The 15,515-nt window shown below is 69.6% G+C and carries 15 protein-coding genes and 1 pseudogene; 10 read left to right on the top strand and 6 right to left on the bottom strand.

All coding sequences use genetic code 11. The features are described 5' to 3' along the window. On the bottom strand, positions 1–87 hold an 87-nt coding region (locus NQU54_RS39180; RefSeq protein WP_257635159.1), incomplete at its 3' end, for a helix-turn-helix domain-containing protein. Between the two features lie 156 nt (positions 88–243). On the opposite strand from NQU54_RS39180, the gene NQU54_RS39175 reads away from it, so the two are divergent. Together NQU54_RS39175 and NQU54_RS39170 are read left to right on the top strand one after the other, a co-directional pair. After that, on the top strand, positions 244–621 hold the full coding sequence (locus NQU54_RS39175; RefSeq protein ID WP_257635155.1) for an aliphatic sulfonate ABC transporter substrate-binding protein: 378 nt from the start codon (positions 244–246) through the stop codon (positions 619–621). After that, positions 618–2,084, top strand: a complete 1,467-nt coding sequence (locus tag NQU54_RS39170) for a sulfatase family protein (protein ID WP_257635154.1) — start codon at positions 618–620, stop codon at positions 2,082–2,084. Before NQU54_RS39175 ends, NQU54_RS39170 begins: the two co-directional genes overlap by 4 nt. Positions 2,085–2,265: 181 nt before the next feature. Here NQU54_RS39170 and NQU54_RS39165 read toward each other — a convergent pair whose 3' ends face one another. Next, positions 2,266–2,532 (bottom strand): hypothetical protein, encoded by a 267-nt coding sequence (locus NQU54_RS39165; RefSeq protein ID WP_257635153.1) that lies wholly within the window; start codon positions 2,530–2,532, stop codon positions 2,266–2,268. A 25-nt stretch (positions 2,533–2,557) separates the two neighbouring features. Between NQU54_RS39165 and NQU54_RS39160 the strand changes: the two genes are divergently transcribed. From NQU54_RS39160 to NQU54_RS39130, 7 genes are all read left to right on the top strand, one after another. Continuing rightward, a complete protein-coding gene (locus tag NQU54_RS39160) occupies positions 2,558–3,781 on the top strand; it encodes an RNA-guided endonuclease InsQ/TnpB family protein (protein WP_257635152.1) in 1,224 nt (407 codons plus the stop codon). 4 nt (positions 3,782–3,785) lie between these two features. Continuing rightward, positions 3,786–4,157: a DUF1349 domain-containing protein gene (locus NQU54_RS39155; RefSeq protein ID WP_257635151.1), complete on the top strand. Its 372-nt coding sequence runs from the start codon at positions 3,786–3,788 to the stop codon at positions 4,155–4,157. A gap of 88 nt (positions 4,158–4,245) precedes the next feature. Continuing rightward, complete coding sequence (locus NQU54_RS39150) at positions 4,246–4,479, top strand: hypothetical protein (protein WP_257635150.1); 234 nt, start codon at positions 4,246–4,248, stop codon at positions 4,477–4,479. Positions 4,480–4,601: 122 nt separating this feature from the next. Next, the gene (locus tag NQU54_RS39145) at positions 4,602–6,497 is read left to right on the top strand and encodes a glycoside hydrolase family 2 protein (protein WP_257635149.1); all 1,896 of its coding nucleotides are present in this window, start codon (positions 4,602–4,604) and stop codon (positions 6,495–6,497) included. Beyond that, entirely contained in the window at positions 6,494–7,801 is a 1,308-nt protein-coding gene (locus NQU54_RS39140; RefSeq protein WP_257635148.1) for an extracellular solute-binding protein, read from the top strand. The genes NQU54_RS39145 and NQU54_RS39140 overlap by 4 nt, the downstream gene beginning before the upstream one ends. A 33-nt stretch (positions 7,802–7,834) precedes the next feature. Further along, positions 7,835–8,785 (top strand): carbohydrate ABC transporter permease, encoded by a 951-nt coding sequence (locus tag NQU54_RS39135; RefSeq protein WP_069867676.1) that lies wholly within the window; start codon positions 7,835–7,837, stop codon positions 8,783–8,785. A 7-nt stretch (positions 8,786–8,792) separates the two neighbouring features. Then, positions 8,793–9,731 (top strand): carbohydrate ABC transporter permease, encoded by a 939-nt coding sequence (locus NQU54_RS39130; protein ID WP_087684149.1) that lies wholly within the window; start codon positions 8,793–8,795, stop codon positions 9,729–9,731. On the opposite strand, the gene NQU54_RS39125 is transcribed toward NQU54_RS39130, so the two are convergent. Both NQU54_RS39125 and NQU54_RS39120 read right to left on the bottom strand, forming a co-directional pair. Then, positions 9,725–10,822, bottom strand: coding sequence for a LacI family DNA-binding transcriptional regulator (locus NQU54_RS39125; RefSeq protein ID WP_079153248.1), 1,098 nt, complete (start codon positions 10,820–10,822; stop codon positions 9,725–9,727). The two genes, NQU54_RS39130 and NQU54_RS39125, sit on opposite strands and share 7 nt — an antisense overlap. Positions 10,823–10,886: 64 nt before the next feature. Then, positions 10,887–12,202, bottom strand: a pseudogene (locus NQU54_RS39120) (ATP-binding SpoIIE family protein phosphatase); the annotation flags it as partial. A gap of 32 nt (positions 12,203–12,234) precedes the next feature. Between NQU54_RS39120 and NQU54_RS39115 the strand changes: the two are divergent. Then, positions 12,235–13,191, top strand: coding sequence for a LysR family transcriptional regulator (locus NQU54_RS39115; RefSeq protein WP_372506251.1), 957 nt, complete (start codon positions 12,235–12,237; stop codon positions 13,189–13,191). A 47-nt stretch (positions 13,192–13,238) separates the two neighbouring features. On the opposite strand, the gene NQU54_RS39110 is transcribed toward NQU54_RS39115, so the two are convergent. Together NQU54_RS39110 and NQU54_RS39105 are read right to left on the bottom strand one after the other, a co-directional pair. Continuing rightward, a complete protein-coding gene (locus tag NQU54_RS39110) occupies positions 13,239–13,964 on the bottom strand; it encodes a response regulator transcription factor (protein WP_372506249.1) in 726 nt (241 codons plus the stop codon). 20 nt (positions 13,965–13,984) lie between these two features. Further along, positions 13,985–15,355 carry a sensor histidine kinase gene (locus NQU54_RS39105; protein ID WP_257635146.1) on the bottom strand — a complete coding sequence of 457 codons (1,371 nt, stop codon included), beginning with the start codon at positions 15,353–15,355 and terminating at the stop codon, positions 13,985–13,987. Between the last annotated feature and the right edge of the window lie 160 nt (positions 15,356–15,515).

The raw sequence follows: 15,515 nt of genomic DNA, 5'->3' as shown, positions 1-15,515 counted from the left end.
ACAGCCGAACGTGCGCGACAGCTCAGCCGCCTGCTCATCCGTGGGGTAAAAGCGGTACTTGAAAGCCCGCTTGACCTGCCGCGCCACGCCTTACATCCTATCAGCTTCGATGTGAGTGGCGGGTATCAACCGGTGGCCGGTAGACGCCGGTCCGCCCTGGCGGCGAACCGGCTTTTCCTGCCCCGCTCCGCAGGAGCTTCGTTCCCTCCCCAGGGTATCCATGAAGGAAGACCTCGAGGGGAGGTGGCGAGCACCGAGGACTCCTCCGGCTCCGCCTTCCCCACCGCGTTCGTCTCCGCGGCCAAGGGCAAGCCGGAGCGCGACCGGAAGGTGGTGGCGGTCCTCCAGGAGGCCAACGACTGGCGGGCCGCGCACCCCGAGAAGTCCATCGCGCTGGCGGCGAAGCTGCTGGGGGCCGATGAGGCGAAGGTGGCGGCGGACGCGGAGCATGTGAAGACGATGACGACCGCCGAACTCGTCGCCGGAACCAAGGACGGCACCGTCGACAAGTGGCTGGACGGCATGAGCCGCTTCTTCGTCCGGACCGGGCAGCTGCAAAAGTCGCCCGCCGTGTCCACGTTCTACGCCGGTGACCTCTACACGAAGGCGGCCGCCCGATGAACCTGCTGTTCCTGATGACCGATCAGCACCGCGTCGACACCCTCGGCTGTTACGGCAATCCGCAGGTGGCCACGCCGAACCTCGACCGGCTGGCGGCGACCGGGACCCGCTTCGACCGCTTCTACACCCCCACCGCCATCTGCACCCCGGCCCGCGCCAGTCTGCTCACCGGACAGGCGCCCTTCCGCCACCGGCTGCTGGCCAACTACGAGCGCAACGTGGGCTATCTGGAGGATCTGCGGGAGGACGCCTTCACCTTCCCCGGCGCCCTGGCCGAACGTGACTACCAGCTCGGCCTGGTCGGCAAGTGGCATGTCGGCACCCATCGCAACGCGGCCTCGTACGGCTTCGACGGGCCCGATCTGCCGGGCTGGCACAACCCCGTGGACCATCCGGACTACGCGGCGTACCTGAAGGAGCGGGGCCTGCCGCCGTACCGGATATCCGATCCCATCCGCGGCACCACGCCCAACGGCAATCCGGGCAATCTGCTGGCGGCGCGGCTGCACCAGCCGGTGGAGGCCACCTTCGAGCACTATCTGGCCACCCGCGCCATCGAGCAGCTGGAGCGGTACGCCACGACCGGCCGACCGTTCTTCCTCGCCACCCACTTCTTCGGACCGCATCTGCCGTATCTGCTGCCCGACGCGTACTTCGACGCCTACGACCCCGACCTGGTGGAGCTGCCCGCCTCGATCGCCGAGACCTTCGAGGGAAAGCCACCGGTGCAGCGCAACTACAGCGCCCACTGGACCTTCGACACCATCCCCATCGAGGTGACCCGCAAGCTGATCGCCGTCTACTGGGGCTATGTCACGCTGATCGACGAGCAGATCGGGCGCATCCTCACCCGCCTCGACGAGCTCGGACTGGCCGATGACACCTCGGTGTTCTTCACCGCCGACCACGGCGAGTTCACCGGCGCCCACCGGCTGCACGACAAGGGCCCGGCGATGTACGAGGACATCTACCGCATCCCCGGCATCATCCGGATCCCCGGCGCGGCCCCGCAGGTCCGCCAGGAGTTCGTCAGCCTCACCGACTGCACCGCCACCATCCTGGACCTCGCGGGCTGCGACACCTCACCCGCCGTGGACAGCAGGAGCCTGGTGCCGCTGGTGCGGGGCGAACATCCATGGTGGCCGGGCGAGTTGCTCGCCGAGTTCCACGGCCACCACTTCCCGTATCCGCAGGGGATGATCCGCGACGAACGCCACAAGCTCATCGTCAACCCCGAGTCGGTCAACGAGCTCTACGACCTGGACACCGACCCCCATGAGCTGGCCAACCGGTATGAACACCCCGAGCTGCTGCCCGTGCGCCGCCGTCTCATGCGCCGCCTGTACGACCTGCTGCGGGAGCGCGGCGACAACTTCTACCACTGGATGACCCCGATGTTCGACATCGGGGACCTTGACTACGACCCGAGCCTGAGCTCCTTCGAGCCGGAAGGGACCGTGTAGATGAGACGAAGCCCCGGTCGACGCCCGAGACGAAGCCCCGGCGCTCTCGTCGCCGCGCTGCTGTGCGCACTGCTGGCCGGGCTGCTGCCCGCGGCCCAGGCGACCGCCGCCGCGCGCCCGGCCCGCGAGGCACCGGCGCTGCCCACCCCCACGACGCCCCGCGAGGCGGCCCGCTCTGACCTCAGCCGTGTGCACGGGTCTGCACTGTTGACCGGCGCTCATGACGGGCCTTCAGGTCAGCCGATTGTGCTGCTCGATGTCTGGCGGACGACAGACAGCCAAGCGGCGCGACCGATTCGGCGAAGTAGGAGCCGGACCACAACTTGTTCGCCCGCCAGTAGTGCCGGTCGGCGAACACCTTGTGCCGGTTCTTCATCACGAAAACCAAATACGCGTGCAGGACGAACGCGCAGTGGCGACCAGTTCGGATGTTTTCGCACTCAGCCATAAACCGCGCATGTATGGTGATCGATGTGCAGTTGAGGTACCGCTTCCGCCTGTACCCGAATGGTCCTCAGCAGGCCGCGTTGGCCAGGGCGTTCGGGTGCGCCCGCGTCGTGTTCAACGACGCGTTGCGCATCCGGAAGGACGCCCACGAGGCCGGGAAGCCGTACCCGAAGATCGGAGACCTGTCCAAGCAGGTCATCACTGAGGCCAAGAAAGCCCCCGAGCGTACATGGCTCGGGGAGGTGTCCGCCGTGGTGCTGCAACAGTCCCTGCGGGACCTGGATACCGCATACTCCAACTTCTTCGCCTCCCTCAAGGGCACCCGCAAGGGACCGAAGATCGCCGAACCGCGCTTCAAGTCCAAGCGGGACCAACGGCAGTCGGTACGGTTCACCGCCAACGCCCGCTGGTCCATCACGGCCGGCGGTTATCTGCGCCTGCCGAAGATCGGCGAGGTGCGCGTGAAGTGGTCGCGGACCCTGCCGTCCACTCCAGCCACCGTGACGGTACTCAAGGACGCGGCCGGGCGGTACTTCTGCTCGTTCGTCGTGGAGACCGCTCCTGGAACCCTCCCGCCGGTCGCACCGGAGGTCGGCATAGACCTGGACCTGGGACACTTCGCAGTCCTCTCCGATGGCACGAAGATCGACAGTCCGCGCTTCCTGCGCCGGGCTGAGAAGCGCCTCAAGCGCGTACAGCAGGCCCTGAGCCGGAAGGCAAAGGGGTCGAAGAACAAGGAAAAGGCCAGGCTTCGCGTCGCCCGCACCCATGCGCGGGTGGCCGATGCGCGGCGAGAGTTCCACCACCAGCTCTCCACCAAGCTGATCCGCGAAAACCAAGCCATCGCGGTGGAAGATCTGGCAGTCAAGGGACTCGCCCGCACACGCCTGGCCAAGTCCGTCCACGATGCCGGATGGTCGCAGTTCGTCACGATGCTGGAGTACAAAGCCAGCCGGTACGGGCGCACCCTCGTGCGCATCGGACGCTTCGAGCCCACCTCACAGGTCTGCTCGGCCTGCGGCGTCAAGGACGGCCCCAAACCCCTGCACGTCCGCGAATGGACGTGTCAGGCTTGCGGGACCGTCCTGGACCGGGACATCAATGCGGCCGTGAACATCGGCCGGGCCGCCGGACTGGCGGTGACAGCCTGTCGAGCGCAGGTAAGACCGGTACCCGTACCGGCACAGCGCGGTGAAGCAGGAACCCACCGAGACGGTCAGCCAACCGTGGTAGGAATCACCTCCCTTTAGGGAAGTGAGCGGAGGTCAATACAAACTGGTGCACGCGGTGCTCCCGGTGAGCCACACCGATGGGAAGGCGACGCATGTCACCGAGTTCGCGAAGGAGGGCGAGCGGCCCACCACCACACCGCCGACCCCGGTGGCCTACGGGCCGATGTTCGGCGGCCCGCCCGCGGACACGCTGTGGATGCGGCTGTCGTACCACGCCGACACCGCGCGGAACGAGACCGAGGTGCGCGCCGCCACCAGCACGGACGGTGTGCGCTGGACGCACACCGGCGTCTGGACCCTGCCGACCGTGAGCAGGCTCAGGATCGGCCTGGTGGCACAGAACACCGCGGGCGCGGTCGCGCGGTTCGACTATGTGCGCACCTATCGCGGCTGAGGTTTCCACGTGGCCCCCGTCCTATCCTGATCGTCGTTGTTGACGTGAGGACGGGGGCCGCTTCGGCGGCCGGAGAAGGTGAGAGAGCGTGGCCAAGCCTGTACGTGCGGCGATCGGGGACAAGTGGATCACATGTGTGTTCTGCAAGGGCGACCTTTTCCGGGATCGCGAGGTGAAGCTCAACAGCACCGGCATGGAGTTGCTCAAGTTCGGCTGGGCCAACGAGTCGGCCACCGGGTTGATCTGCTGGAACTGCGGCTTTGTGCACCTTTTCGCCAACCGGGACATCGAACTGTACAAGGTCAAGAACGGCGAGATCTAGCCACCCGCACCGGCGGCCGCGCGAGGTCACGGCAAAAGTTGCTGCGCGGGATCTTTACAACGATGTAAACCGGTGATGGCATACCCCTGCCCGGTCGAATCCCCTGCTCCCCCGGAGATCCCATGGCACAGCCCGGCATAGCCTCGCCCGAAGTCTCGAACGCCGTTCCACGACCCGAATATCCCCGCCCCAACTTCGTCCGTGAAGAGTGGCTCAATCTCAACGGCAGCTGGCAGTTCGCCTTCGACCCCGGTGACAGCGGGCTCGAGCGCGGTCTGGTGCACCAGGAGCTGGACGAGCGGATCCTGGTCCCGTTCTGCCCCGAGTCCGAGCTGTCGGGGATCGGGGACACCGACTTCCACCCCGCCGTCTGGTACCGGCGCACGGTCCGGATACCGGCGGACTGGGCCGGCCGGCGGGTGCTGCTGCACTTCGGGGCCGTCGACCACGACGCCACCGTCTGGGCCGACGGCCGCGAAGTGGCCCGGCACAGCGGCGGCTTCACCTCCTTCACCGCCGACCTCGGCGAGGTGCCGGGCGCGGCGGGCGGCGACGCGGAGGTGGTGATCGTCGTACGGGCCCGGGACGCCCGGCACGGCCCCCAGGCGCGCGGTAAGCAGGCCACCGAGTACGCCAACAGCGACTGCCACTACACCCGCGCCACCGGCATCTGGCAGACGGTGTGGATGGAGCCGGTGTCAGAGGTCCATCTGCACCGGCCCCGGATCACCCCCGACCTGGCGTCCGGGGCCTTCCACCTGGAGCTGCCGCTCAGCGCCAACCGCCCGGGCCACCGGATCACGGCCCGGGTGAGCGACGCGGACGGCGAGACGGTGGCCGAGGCGACCGTGCGCGCCGACCTCGGCATGGCACCCCGCATGGTGCTCACGCTGCCCGAGGACCGACGTCGGCCGTGGTGTCCGGAGGACCCCCATCTGTACCGGGTGCGGATCGACCTGCTGGACGGTGGCGGCGCGGCCGTGGACCGCGCCGAGTGCACCGCCGGGCTGCGCTCGGTGGCCATCGACGGCAAGCGGCTGCTGCTCAACGGCCGCCCCGTCTTCCAGCGGCTCGTCCTCGACCAGGGCTGGTACCCCGACGGGCTGATGACCGCGCCCGACGACGCCGCCCTGGTCCGGGACATCGAGCTGTCGCTGGCCGCGGGGTTCAACGGGGCGCGGCTGCACCAGAAGGTGTTCGAGGAGCGCTTCCTGCACCACGCGGACCGGCTCGGCTATCTCGTCTGGGGCGAGTTCGGCGACTGGGGAGCCAATACGGGGCGCACCGCCTTGGACAACCAGCGGCCCACCGCCGGTTTCATCGCCCAGTGGCTGGAGGCCGTGGAGCGGGACTACTCCCATCCGTCGATCGTGGGCTGGTGTCCGCTCAACGAGACACACCAGGAACTCCACGACCGGCAGACGGTCCTGGACGATGTCACCCGGGGGATGTTCCTGGCCACCAAGGCCGCCGACACCTCCCGGCCGGTCCTGGACGCGTCCGGCTACTCCCACCGCGTGGCCGAGACCGATGTGTACGACTCGCACAGCTATGAGCAGGACCCGGAGGCGTTCCGCCGCCAGATGGCGGGGCTGGACAAGAACGAGCCGTTCATCAACCCCGACGACCGGGGAAACCCCGACAAGAAGGACACCGACGCGGTGTGGTCGCTGCCGTACCGCGGCCAGCCCTACTTCTGTAGCGAGTTCGGCGGCATCTGGTGGAATCCGGAGGAGGCGGATGCCGCGGCCGGTGACGACCGAGAGGTGTCCTGGGGCTACGGGCAGCGGCCGCGGACCGAGGAGGAGTTCCAGAGGCGGTTCGCGGGGCTGACCGGGGCGCTGCTCGACGACCCGCTGATGTTCGGCTACTGCTACACCCAGCTCACCGATGTCTTCCAGGAGCAGAACGGGGTCTACCGCTTCGACCGGAGCCGCAAGCTGGACGTGGAGCGGCTGCGCGCGGCCCAGCAGCGTCCCGCCGCCTTCGAGCGGCCAACCGGTGAGGAGGGGCGATGAGCGGTCTGTCACGGCGTGGTCTGCTGAGAGGCGCGGTGTACGGGGCGGGGGCCGCGTTGACGGCGTCCGCGCTCAGCGGCTGCGGTTCGATCGCCGGGAGCGTGGCGAGCGCGGACGAGATCCAGTACTGGACCCTCTTCACCGGCCCCGACGGCGAGCTGATGAAGACCATGACGCGGAACGTGGAGAAGCGCGTCCCGGATCTGAAGGTCAGGACGACGGTGCTGGACTGGGGCCCGCCGTACTACACCAAGCTGGCGATGGCCTCGGCCGGTGGCCGCTCACCGGATGTGGCGATCATGCATCTGACCCGGCTGGCGGGCTATGCCCCGGGCGGTCTGCTCGACCCCTGGGACCTGGATCTGCTGGCCGAGTTCGGGCTGAAGCAGGAGGACCTCAACAAGACGCTGGTCAAACGGAGTCTGTACCAGGGCGACCCGTATGCCATTCTGCTGGACACCCACCCCTTCGTGGTCTTCTTCGACCGGGACGTCATGGACAAGGCGGGTCTCCTCACGGGCGACGGGCGGCTGGTGCCCTTCGAATCGCCGAAGCACGCCCTGGAGCTGATGAACAAGCTCCGCAAGGACAGCGGCAAGCTGGGGCCCGTCTTCGGCCACGCCAACGACGCGGCGATGGGCTGGCGGATGTTCTGGACGCTGTTCAGCCAGACCGGCGCCACCTTCGACCTCACGGGCGAACGGGCCGAGATCGACGAGGACACCGCCGTCGAGGTGGTGCGCTTCATGACCGACCTGGCGCGCGACAGCCGCACCATGGACGTCTCGACGGCGATCGCCGCCTTCGCCAACGGCCGGTCGCCGATGATCTTCTCGGGCGAGTGGGACATGGCCACCTACAAGGCGGCCCTGAAGGACAGGCTGGGCGGCTCTCCCATTCCCACCTTCTACGACCGTCCGGCGGGCGCGTCGGACAGCCACGCCCTGGTGCTGCCGCACCAGGACAACCCGGATCCGGAGCACCGGCGGCGCACCCACCAGTTCGTGGCCGAGCTGGTCCGGTCCGGGCTGACCTGGGCCTCGGCGGGTCATATCCCCGCGTACACACCGGCCGTCTCGTCCGCGGCCTACGCCAAGCTGCGTCCGCAGTCGGAGTACGCGGACGCCGCCAAGCAGCTCGTACTCGACCCGCCGGTGTGGTTCGCGGGCTCCGGCTCGGACTTCCAGACCCGGATGTGCCAGGCGCTCGATCCCGCGCTCGGCGGTTCGTCGTCCGCCCAGAGCGCGGTGCGCACGATGGTCTCCCAGATCAACACCCTGCTGGCCCAGCCGAATCCGGCCTGATCGCGCGGAATCGCAATGGAAAGGAGCGATGTCATGGCTTCCGTCTCCACGCCCGCGCGGCAGGCCGCGACCGGATCCCGGCGCGCCGGATTCCGCCGGGCGACCGCCACGGACCGGCGCCGGTCCCCGGGCGGCGCGGGGTGGCTCTTCGCCACCCCCTTCCTGGTGTTCTTCACCCTCTTCCTCATCGTGCCGATCGGCATCGGCCTGTGGATGAGCTTCACCGACGCCAGTCTGACCGGGCACGGTGACAACGCCTTCGTCGGACTGGACAACTACACCGAGGCGTTCGGCGACAGCCAGGTGTGGCAGACCCTCGGCAACACGGTCTGGTTCACCGTTCTGACCACCGTCCCCCTCGTGGTCATCGCCCTGGTGATGGCCCTGCTGGTGTATACGGGGATGCCCGGGCAGTGGCTGTGGCGGCTGGCCTTCTTCGCCTCGCATCTGCTGCCGGTCGCGGTGGTCTACCAGATCTGGAGCATGCTGTTCCAGCCGGACCGCGGGATGCTCAACAGCCTGCTGGGGATCTTCGGGATCGATGGGATCGCCTGGCTGACGGACGAGAAGTACGCGATGTGGTCCATCGCGCTGGTGACCCTGTGGTGGACGGTGGGGTTCAACTTCCTGCTCTACCTGGCCGCGCTCCAGGCGATCCCCGACCACCTCTACGAGGCCGCCGCGCTCGACGGCGCCGGTGCGTGGCGCCGGCTGTGGTCGGTCACACTGCCCCAGCTGCGCCGGACCACCGCCCTGATCGCGGTGTTGCAGCTGATGGCCTCGCTGAAGGTGTTCGACCAGATCTATCTGCTGACCAAGGGCGGCCCGAACGGGGCCACCCGGCCGATCCTGGAGTACATCTACGACACCGGCTTCACCAACTACCGGCTCGGCTACGCCTCGGCGGTGTCGTATGTGTTCTTCGGGCTCATCATCATCCTCTCGATCGCACAGCTGAAGATCTTCTCGCGCAGGGAGGACTGATCGCACCATGACCACCGAAACACTCTCCCCCCGTACCCCCGGAAAGCACCGCTCGACCATGCCCCGGGAGGTGGTCCGGCGGCGCCGCTACGGCGGCCATGCCTGGCATCCCACGCTCGGGACGGGCCCGCTCCCCCGTGTGCTGACGCTGCTGGCGCTGGCGCTGATGACCGTGGTCTGGCTGGTGCCGTTCGGCTGGGGGGTGGACACCTCGTTCAAGACGGAGGTCGACGCCAGCGCGTCGGGCGCCGACTGGATCCCCAAGGCGGGCTTCACCCTCGAGGCATACCGGACCATCTTCGGTCAGGGCAATCTGCCGGTGTGGGCGGTGAACAGCGTTGTGATCGCCGTATGCGTCACGGCGATCACCGTGGCCGTCTCGGCGATGGCGGCGTACGCCTTCTCGCGCACCCTCTTCCGCGGCCGCCGTGTGCTCTTCGCCGTCACCGTCGCCTCGATCATGGTGCCGCCGCAGATCCTGATCGTGCCGCTGTTCCGGCAGATGCTCGCGATGAACCTCGTCGACACCTACGCGGCGGTGATCCTGCCGCAGGTGGTGGCGCCCGCGATGGTGTTCATCCTGAAGAAGTTCTTCGACGGCATTCCGCGGGAGCTGGAGGAGGCGGCCCGGATCGACGGGGCGGGCAGCTTCCGGGTGTTCTGGAGCGTGGTGCTGCCGCTGTCCCGCCCGATCCTGGCGGCCGTGGCGATATTCGTCTTCATCAACACCTGGAACAACTTCCTCTGGCCGTTCATCAGCACAAGCGATCCGCAGCTGATGACGCTGCCGGTGGGGCTGTCGACCGTGAAGGACTCCACCGGGCTGCGGAACGCCCAGGAGTCGGCCGCCTCGATCCTCGGCTCCATCCCCCTGCTGATCGTCTTCATGCTGTTCCAGCGCCAGATCGTCAGGTCGGTGGCCACCACGGGTCTGGGAGGTCAGTGAGCGACCCCGGTGACACCGCCCTCGGTGGACTCGCGGATGTGGAGCGTATGTCCGACGACGACCTCCTGGGCCGGACGGTCCGGTGCCTCGATCCGCTCCAGCAGCAGATCGACGGCGTGCCGGGCGATGGCGGCCTTGTCCGGCGCCACGCTGCTCAGGCTCGGTGTGCTGTAGCGGGCGGCCTCGATGTCGTCGAAGCCCATCACGGCCATGTCGTCCGGCACCCGCAGTCCACGCTCGTACAGGGTCCGCAGCGCGCCGAGGGCCAGCGCGTCGTTGAAGCAGAACACGGCGTCCGGCGGCTCCGCGTGGTCCAGCAGAGCCGCCATCGCCCGTGCGCCCTCGGCCAGGTGGTAGCGGGGGGTCTCCCGCTCCAGCCGGGGGTCGGGCGGCAGCCCGGCCTCCTCCAGGGCCTGGCGGTAGCCGGTCCTGCGCAGCAGCGGTGTGCCGATGTACGGCTCGGGCTGGACGCCGATGGCAGCGATCCGGCGGCGCCCGCCGGCCACCAGATGGCTCACGGCCTCCTTCGCGGCGGCGACGTTGTCGATCACCACATGGTCGGCGAGGCCGCCGCTGGGGCGTTCGCCGATGAGCACGAGCGGCACGGTGCCGAGGTGGTCCGCGAGCGCGCTGCCGTGCAGCGCGAGCGGGCTCACCACCATGCCGTCCACGACCTGGTCGCCCAGGCCGTGGATCACCGCGGCCTCCCGCTCGCGGTCGCCGAGGGTCTGCTCGATCAGCAGGGTGCGGCCGTGCTCCTCGGCCGTGGTGAGGAAGTGGCGCCCCAGCTCGGCGAAGTACGGGACGTCCAGCTCGGGCAGGACGAGACCGAGCATGCCGGTGCTGCCGCGGCGGAGGTTGCGGGCCACCCGGTTGGGCCGGTAACCGAGCTCTCTGATGGCCCGCTGGACCCGCTCCCGGGTCGCCGGGGACACATGCACAAAGCCGTTGATCACATTCGACACGGTCTTCGGGGAGACTCCGGCGAGCGTCGCCACGTCCTTGACGGTGGCGCTGCGGGCGGCACCGTCCGAGCGCTTCCGCCCCGGTGCCGCTTGGTCCCTGGTGGTCTGCTGCTTCACGGCGGTCACCGACCGATCCTAGAGCGTGACGGTGGCGGGCCGCACCGCCGGGCCCGCCGTGGGCCCCGCCGCCTCAGGTGACGGCCGGTCGCGAGGGCGCGGGCAGGGCCTGCTCCGTCCAGATGCACTTGCCCGTCGCCGTATAGCGCATGCCCCACCGATCGGAGAGCGCCGCGACCAGTTGAAGCCCGCGCCCGCCCTCGTCGGTCTCGGCGGCGCGGCGGATCCGCTGGGTGGTGAGGCTGCCGTCGGTGACTTCGCAGATCAGTGTTCTGCCGTACAGCAGGCGCAGCCGCGGTGGGCCCTTGGCGTGCCGGACGACATTGCCGACCAGCTCGCTGACCAGAAGCTCCGTGGTCATCGACAGCTCGTCCAGATGCCACGCCGACAGCTGTTCGGTGACCCGGCGGCGGGCCTCCGCGGCGGCGATGGGGCCGTCCGGGAGCGCCCAGCACACCACCCGGCCGGGCGCCAGCGACCGGGTCCGGGCGATCAGCAGCGCGGCGTCGTCGTGGGTCGCGGCCTGCTCCGGCACCAGTGCGCTGATGAGGGCGTCGCACAGCCGGCCGGGATCGACAGACAGGTGGCGTAGAAGTCATCGCCGAGGTCGCCGACCAGTTCGTTGAGGTGGGTGAGGAGCTCATCGGGGGGAAGCTCGAGATCGGCGAGGGTGTGGACGGCCGTGCGCAGCCGGCCCATCGTCGCCGCCTCGGACAGCCCATGGCCCATGACATCGCCGATGACCAGGGCGACCCGTTCACCGGACAGCGGAATGAGGTCGTACCAGTCGCCGCCGACCTGCACGCCCTCGGTGGCGGGCAGATAGCGCGCCTCGGCGGCGACCGCCGGGACGGCGGGCAGCGTACGGGGCAGCAGCCCGCGCTGGAGCTCCTGGGCGCGGGTGTGCTCGGCGTCGTACAGCCGGGCCCGTTCCAGCGCCTGGGCGACCAGTCCGCTCAGGGCGATGAGCAGGGAACGGTCCTCCTCGGAGAAGTGGCGCGGCCGTGCGAAGCTCACCACGCAGTAGCCGATCTGCTGGTCGGAGGCGATCAGGGGGAGGAAGGCCCATGCGTTCATCCCGCTGCGGTAGAGGTAGCCGAGGGCGTCGGGGTGCTGTTCGGCGTACTCCCGCGGGGTGGACAGGAAGTGCGGGGTGCGGGAGCTGAGCACCTGCACGATGGCGGACATGTCCGAGACCATGAATGTCTGGACGGTCTCCAGGAACTCCTCCGGGTACCCGGCCGAACCGACCATCCGCAGCCGCCCGTTCTCGATCAGCTGGCAGATCAGGCCGGTGGCGCCGAACGGTGGAAGCATCCGGTCGGCGACCGCCTTCACCACGTCCTGGACGGTCAGCGCCTCGGCGAGCGCCGAGGTCAGCTCCCCCAAGGAAACGCCGTGGGGCTTTCTATGCTGGCCGCGTGGAGGACGGGACACAACGAGCAGGCGACATCGTCATCGGTGGCGGGCGGACCCCGCCCCATGCCGATCTGAATCTGCTGCGCACCTTTCTGGCCGTCTACCGCTCCGGCTCGTTCACCGCCGCGGCGCCGTTGCTCGGACTCTCCCAGCCGACCGTCACCGCCCAGATCCGCACCCTGGAGCAGCAGACCGGGCGGGAGTTGTTCACCCGGCTTCCGCGCGGGGTGGAACCCACCCACCTCGCCCATGATCTGGCCGGACAGATCGCCGGGCCGCTCGACGCCCTCGCCTCCCTCGGGGGCCGGAGTACCGTACTCACCGGGCGCACCACCCCGGTCCACCTGGCGGGCCCGGCCGAGTTTCTGTGCACCCGCGCCCTGCCCGCACTCGCCCCGCTGGTCGCGGAGGGGGTACGACTGCGGATCACGATGGGGCTGACCGATCCGCTGCTGGAGGCGCTGCGGGCGGGCCACCACGACCTTGTGCTCGCCACCAGACGCCCCGGCGGCCGCGCGCTGACCTCGCTGCCGCTGGCGGACGAGGACTATGTGCTGGTCGCCTCGCCCGACTGGGCCCGGCGCATCGGGGAGCGTCTGGCGGCGGACGGGCCGTGTGCCGCGGTCCGTGATGTACCGCTGATCACCTACGCGGAGGACCTCCCCATCGCCCGCCGGTACTGGCGCAATGTCTTCGGCAAGCGGCTCACCGCCCAGGCCGCGGTGACCGTGCCGGATCTGCGCGGGGCCATGTCCGCCGTCGCCGCGGGCGCGGGCTACAGCGTGCTCCCCCGCTATCTGTGCCGGGACGAACTCACCTCCGGCGGGCTCGTTCTGCTCCATGAGCCCGAAGAGCCACCGCTCAACACGCTCTTCCTCGTACAGCGGCCGGGGGCCGACGCCAATCCGGACGTCGCCCGGGTCCGCGAGCGGCTTCAGCTCGCCGCCCGCGCCTGGTGACGGGCACACATCGGCGGAAGCGCACACACCTCAGTGGATCTGCCGGGTCACCGCCCACCATTCGGCGAGGGCTCGTCCACCATGCCGTGCTCCCAGGCCCAGGCCGCGATCTCGACGCGGTTGCGGGCGGCCAGCTTGCGCTGGACGTTGCCGAGGTGGGTCTTGACGGTGGACAGGGTGACATGCAGATCGGCGGCCACCTCCTCATTGGTACGGCCACGGGCGACCCGCCGGACGACCTCGGCCTCGCGCTGGGTCAGCGGCTCGATCAGATCCCCCGGCCCGCCCTTCCCCCGGCGGGCCGGACGGGCCTCGGAGCGGGCCGGCCGATCGCGGTGGGGTGCCATATGCGCGAGCAGACGGACCGTCACCGACGGGGAGATCAGCGAGTTGCCCGAGGCCGCGGCCCGCACCGCTTCGGTGAGCAGACCGGGCGCGCCGTCCTTGAGCAGAAAGCCGCACGCGCCGTTGCGCAGCGCGCGGTAGACGTATTCATCGAGGTCGAAGGTGGTGGCGATGAGGACGTTGAGCGGATCGGGCACATCGGGTCCGGCAAGGAGCCGGGTGGCCTCCAGACCGTCCAGCTCGGGCATGCGGATGTCCAGGAGGCAGACATCGGGCCGCAGGCGGCGGGCCTGGTCGACGGCCTCGAGGCCGGTCGCCGCCTGGGCGATGACCCGCATGTCCGGCTGGGAGTCGAGGATCATGCGGAAGGCGGCACGGACCATCTCCTGGTCGTCGGCGATGAGTACCTGGATCGTCATGTCACGCATGATCGCAGGCAGGCCGGCCGTCAGCCGGAGGAGGCCACGTTCGGGGCCGCCTTGCCGAGGGTGACCTCCGCCGGGGCCTTCTTGTCCGGTGTCGCATCGTCCGGTGTCGCATCGTCCGGTGTCGCATCGTCCTGGGTTGCCTCGTCCTGGGTCACCCTGGCCGAAGCCGTGTCCGGAGCCACCTTGGCCAGGGGGAGGACCGCCAGGACGTGCCAGCCACCGTCGTCCCTCGGCCCCGCCGTGATACGCCCGTTGGCCTTCTCGACGCGCTCGGCCAGGCCGATCAGACCGTAGCCGCTCCCCTCGGCCGACCGCTCGGCGGCGGGCGAGGCGCCGCCTTGTCCGTCGTCGACGACCGACACCTCCAGCCGCTCCGGGTCGCCGGGCCGTACACCGATCCGCACCTCGATCCGGCCGGCCCCGGTCGCGTGCTTGCGGACGTTGGTCAGGGACTCCTGCACCACGCGATGGACCGTCGTGGTGATACCGGGTGGCAGCGGACGGTCGGCGACTTCGGGGGCGAGGATCAGCTCGGCGGACGGCCCCACCTCGGAGAACTCCTGGGTGAGGTCACACAGACCGCGAAGGCCGCGCAAACCGTTCAGGCCCGCCGGATCACCCGTGGGCCGGGTCGTGGCGGCGCCGGTGTGGTCGCGCAGGCTGGAGACCATGGCGCGCATCGAACCCAGCGCCTGGGATCCGGCCCGCTCGATCTGGGCGAGCATCCGGTCCAGGTCCTCCGGGGACTGGGTGTGTCCGGCCGCGGCCGTGAAGCGCGCGGCTTTGGTCTGCGCGACGATCGCCGTGACGTGGTGGGCCACGAAGTCGTGCAACTCCCGCGCGTGCTCAAGGCGCTGGGACTGCCGGATGGCCTCCCGCTCCCGCTCCCGCAGCGTGTCGTACAGACGCAGGCACAGCCCCACCAGCACCATGAACGGCACGGCGCAGACCGCGATGACGGCGATCAGATTCTTGAGGTGGTCGTCCCACACCTCGATCCGCAGGGGAAGGACCACGGCGGCGAGTGCGGGCCCCATGGCCAGTCCGACCGCTCTCAGCGGCGGGCAGCGCCGCACGGCGCGGGTGATGAGCAGCAGCAGCGCGATCAGCTCCACCATGCCCGGGGTGTTCGGGGGACGCTCGGACAGCTGCGCCTCCGTGAAGGTCAGCGCGCATGAGACGGCCGCCGAGCCGATGGCGCAGGGCAGAAAGCGGCGTTCCGGCACGGCGAGCGCGGCCAGACACACCACGCCGGACACCATCGTCGCCGCGGCCATCGCCGGATGCGGCGCGTTCAGCCCCTCCAGGACCACGAGGACGACGAGGCTGACGCCGACCAGGCCCAGCCGGAGGTGGCGGAGGCGGAAACGGGACCGGAACTCGGAGATCATGGCAGGTCACGCTACGGCCCGGCCGCCGTCGCCACATCAGACTTTCGGCCGAGGAAACCGGGGAAGGGGCACGGACGGCTTCGGCATTCCGGTGGATCCGCCACTCCGCGCCGCCGCGAAGGATGGCACCAGGGGCGGCCGGAGAGCGCTGGAGCGCGCC

This window comes from Streptomyces malaysiensis subsp. samsunensis, from assembly GCF_024519315.1.
Lineage (GTDB): Bacteria > Actinomycetota > Actinomycetes > Streptomycetales > Streptomycetaceae > Streptomyces > Streptomyces malaysiensis.
The sequence above is the reverse complement of the archived record's forward strand: the minus strand, read 5'-3'. Positions and strand labels throughout refer to the sequence as shown.

Coding starts and splice junctions, on each gene's coding strand:
- NQU54_RS39140 (WP_257635148.1), top strand. CDS start 6,494: ATGAGCGGTCTGTCACGGCGTGGTCTGCTGAGAGGCGCGGTGTACGGG.
- NQU54_RS39130 (WP_087684149.1), top strand. CDS start 8,793: ATGACCACCGAAACACTCTCCCCCCGTACCCCCGGAAAGCACCGCTCG.
- NQU54_RS39105 (WP_257635146.1), bottom strand. CDS start 15,355: ATGATCTCCGAGTTCCGGTCCCGTTTCCGCCTCCGCCACCTCCGGCTG.
- NQU54_RS39170 (WP_257635154.1), top strand. CDS start 618: ATGAACCTGCTGTTCCTGATGACCGATCAGCACCGCGTCGACACCCTC.
- NQU54_RS39110 (WP_372506249.1), bottom strand. CDS start 13,964: ATGCGTGACATGACGATCCAGGTACTCATCGCCGACGACCAGGAGATG.
- NQU54_RS39135 (WP_069867676.1), top strand. CDS start 7,835: ATGGCTTCCGTCTCCACGCCCGCGCGGCAGGCCGCGACCGGATCCCGG.
- NQU54_RS39145 (WP_257635149.1), top strand. CDS start 4,602: ATGGCACAGCCCGGCATAGCCTCGCCCGAAGTCTCGAACGCCGTTCCA.
- NQU54_RS39165 (WP_257635153.1), bottom strand. CDS start 2,532: ATGGCTGAGTGCGAAAACATCCGAACTGGTCGCCACTGCGCGTTCGTC.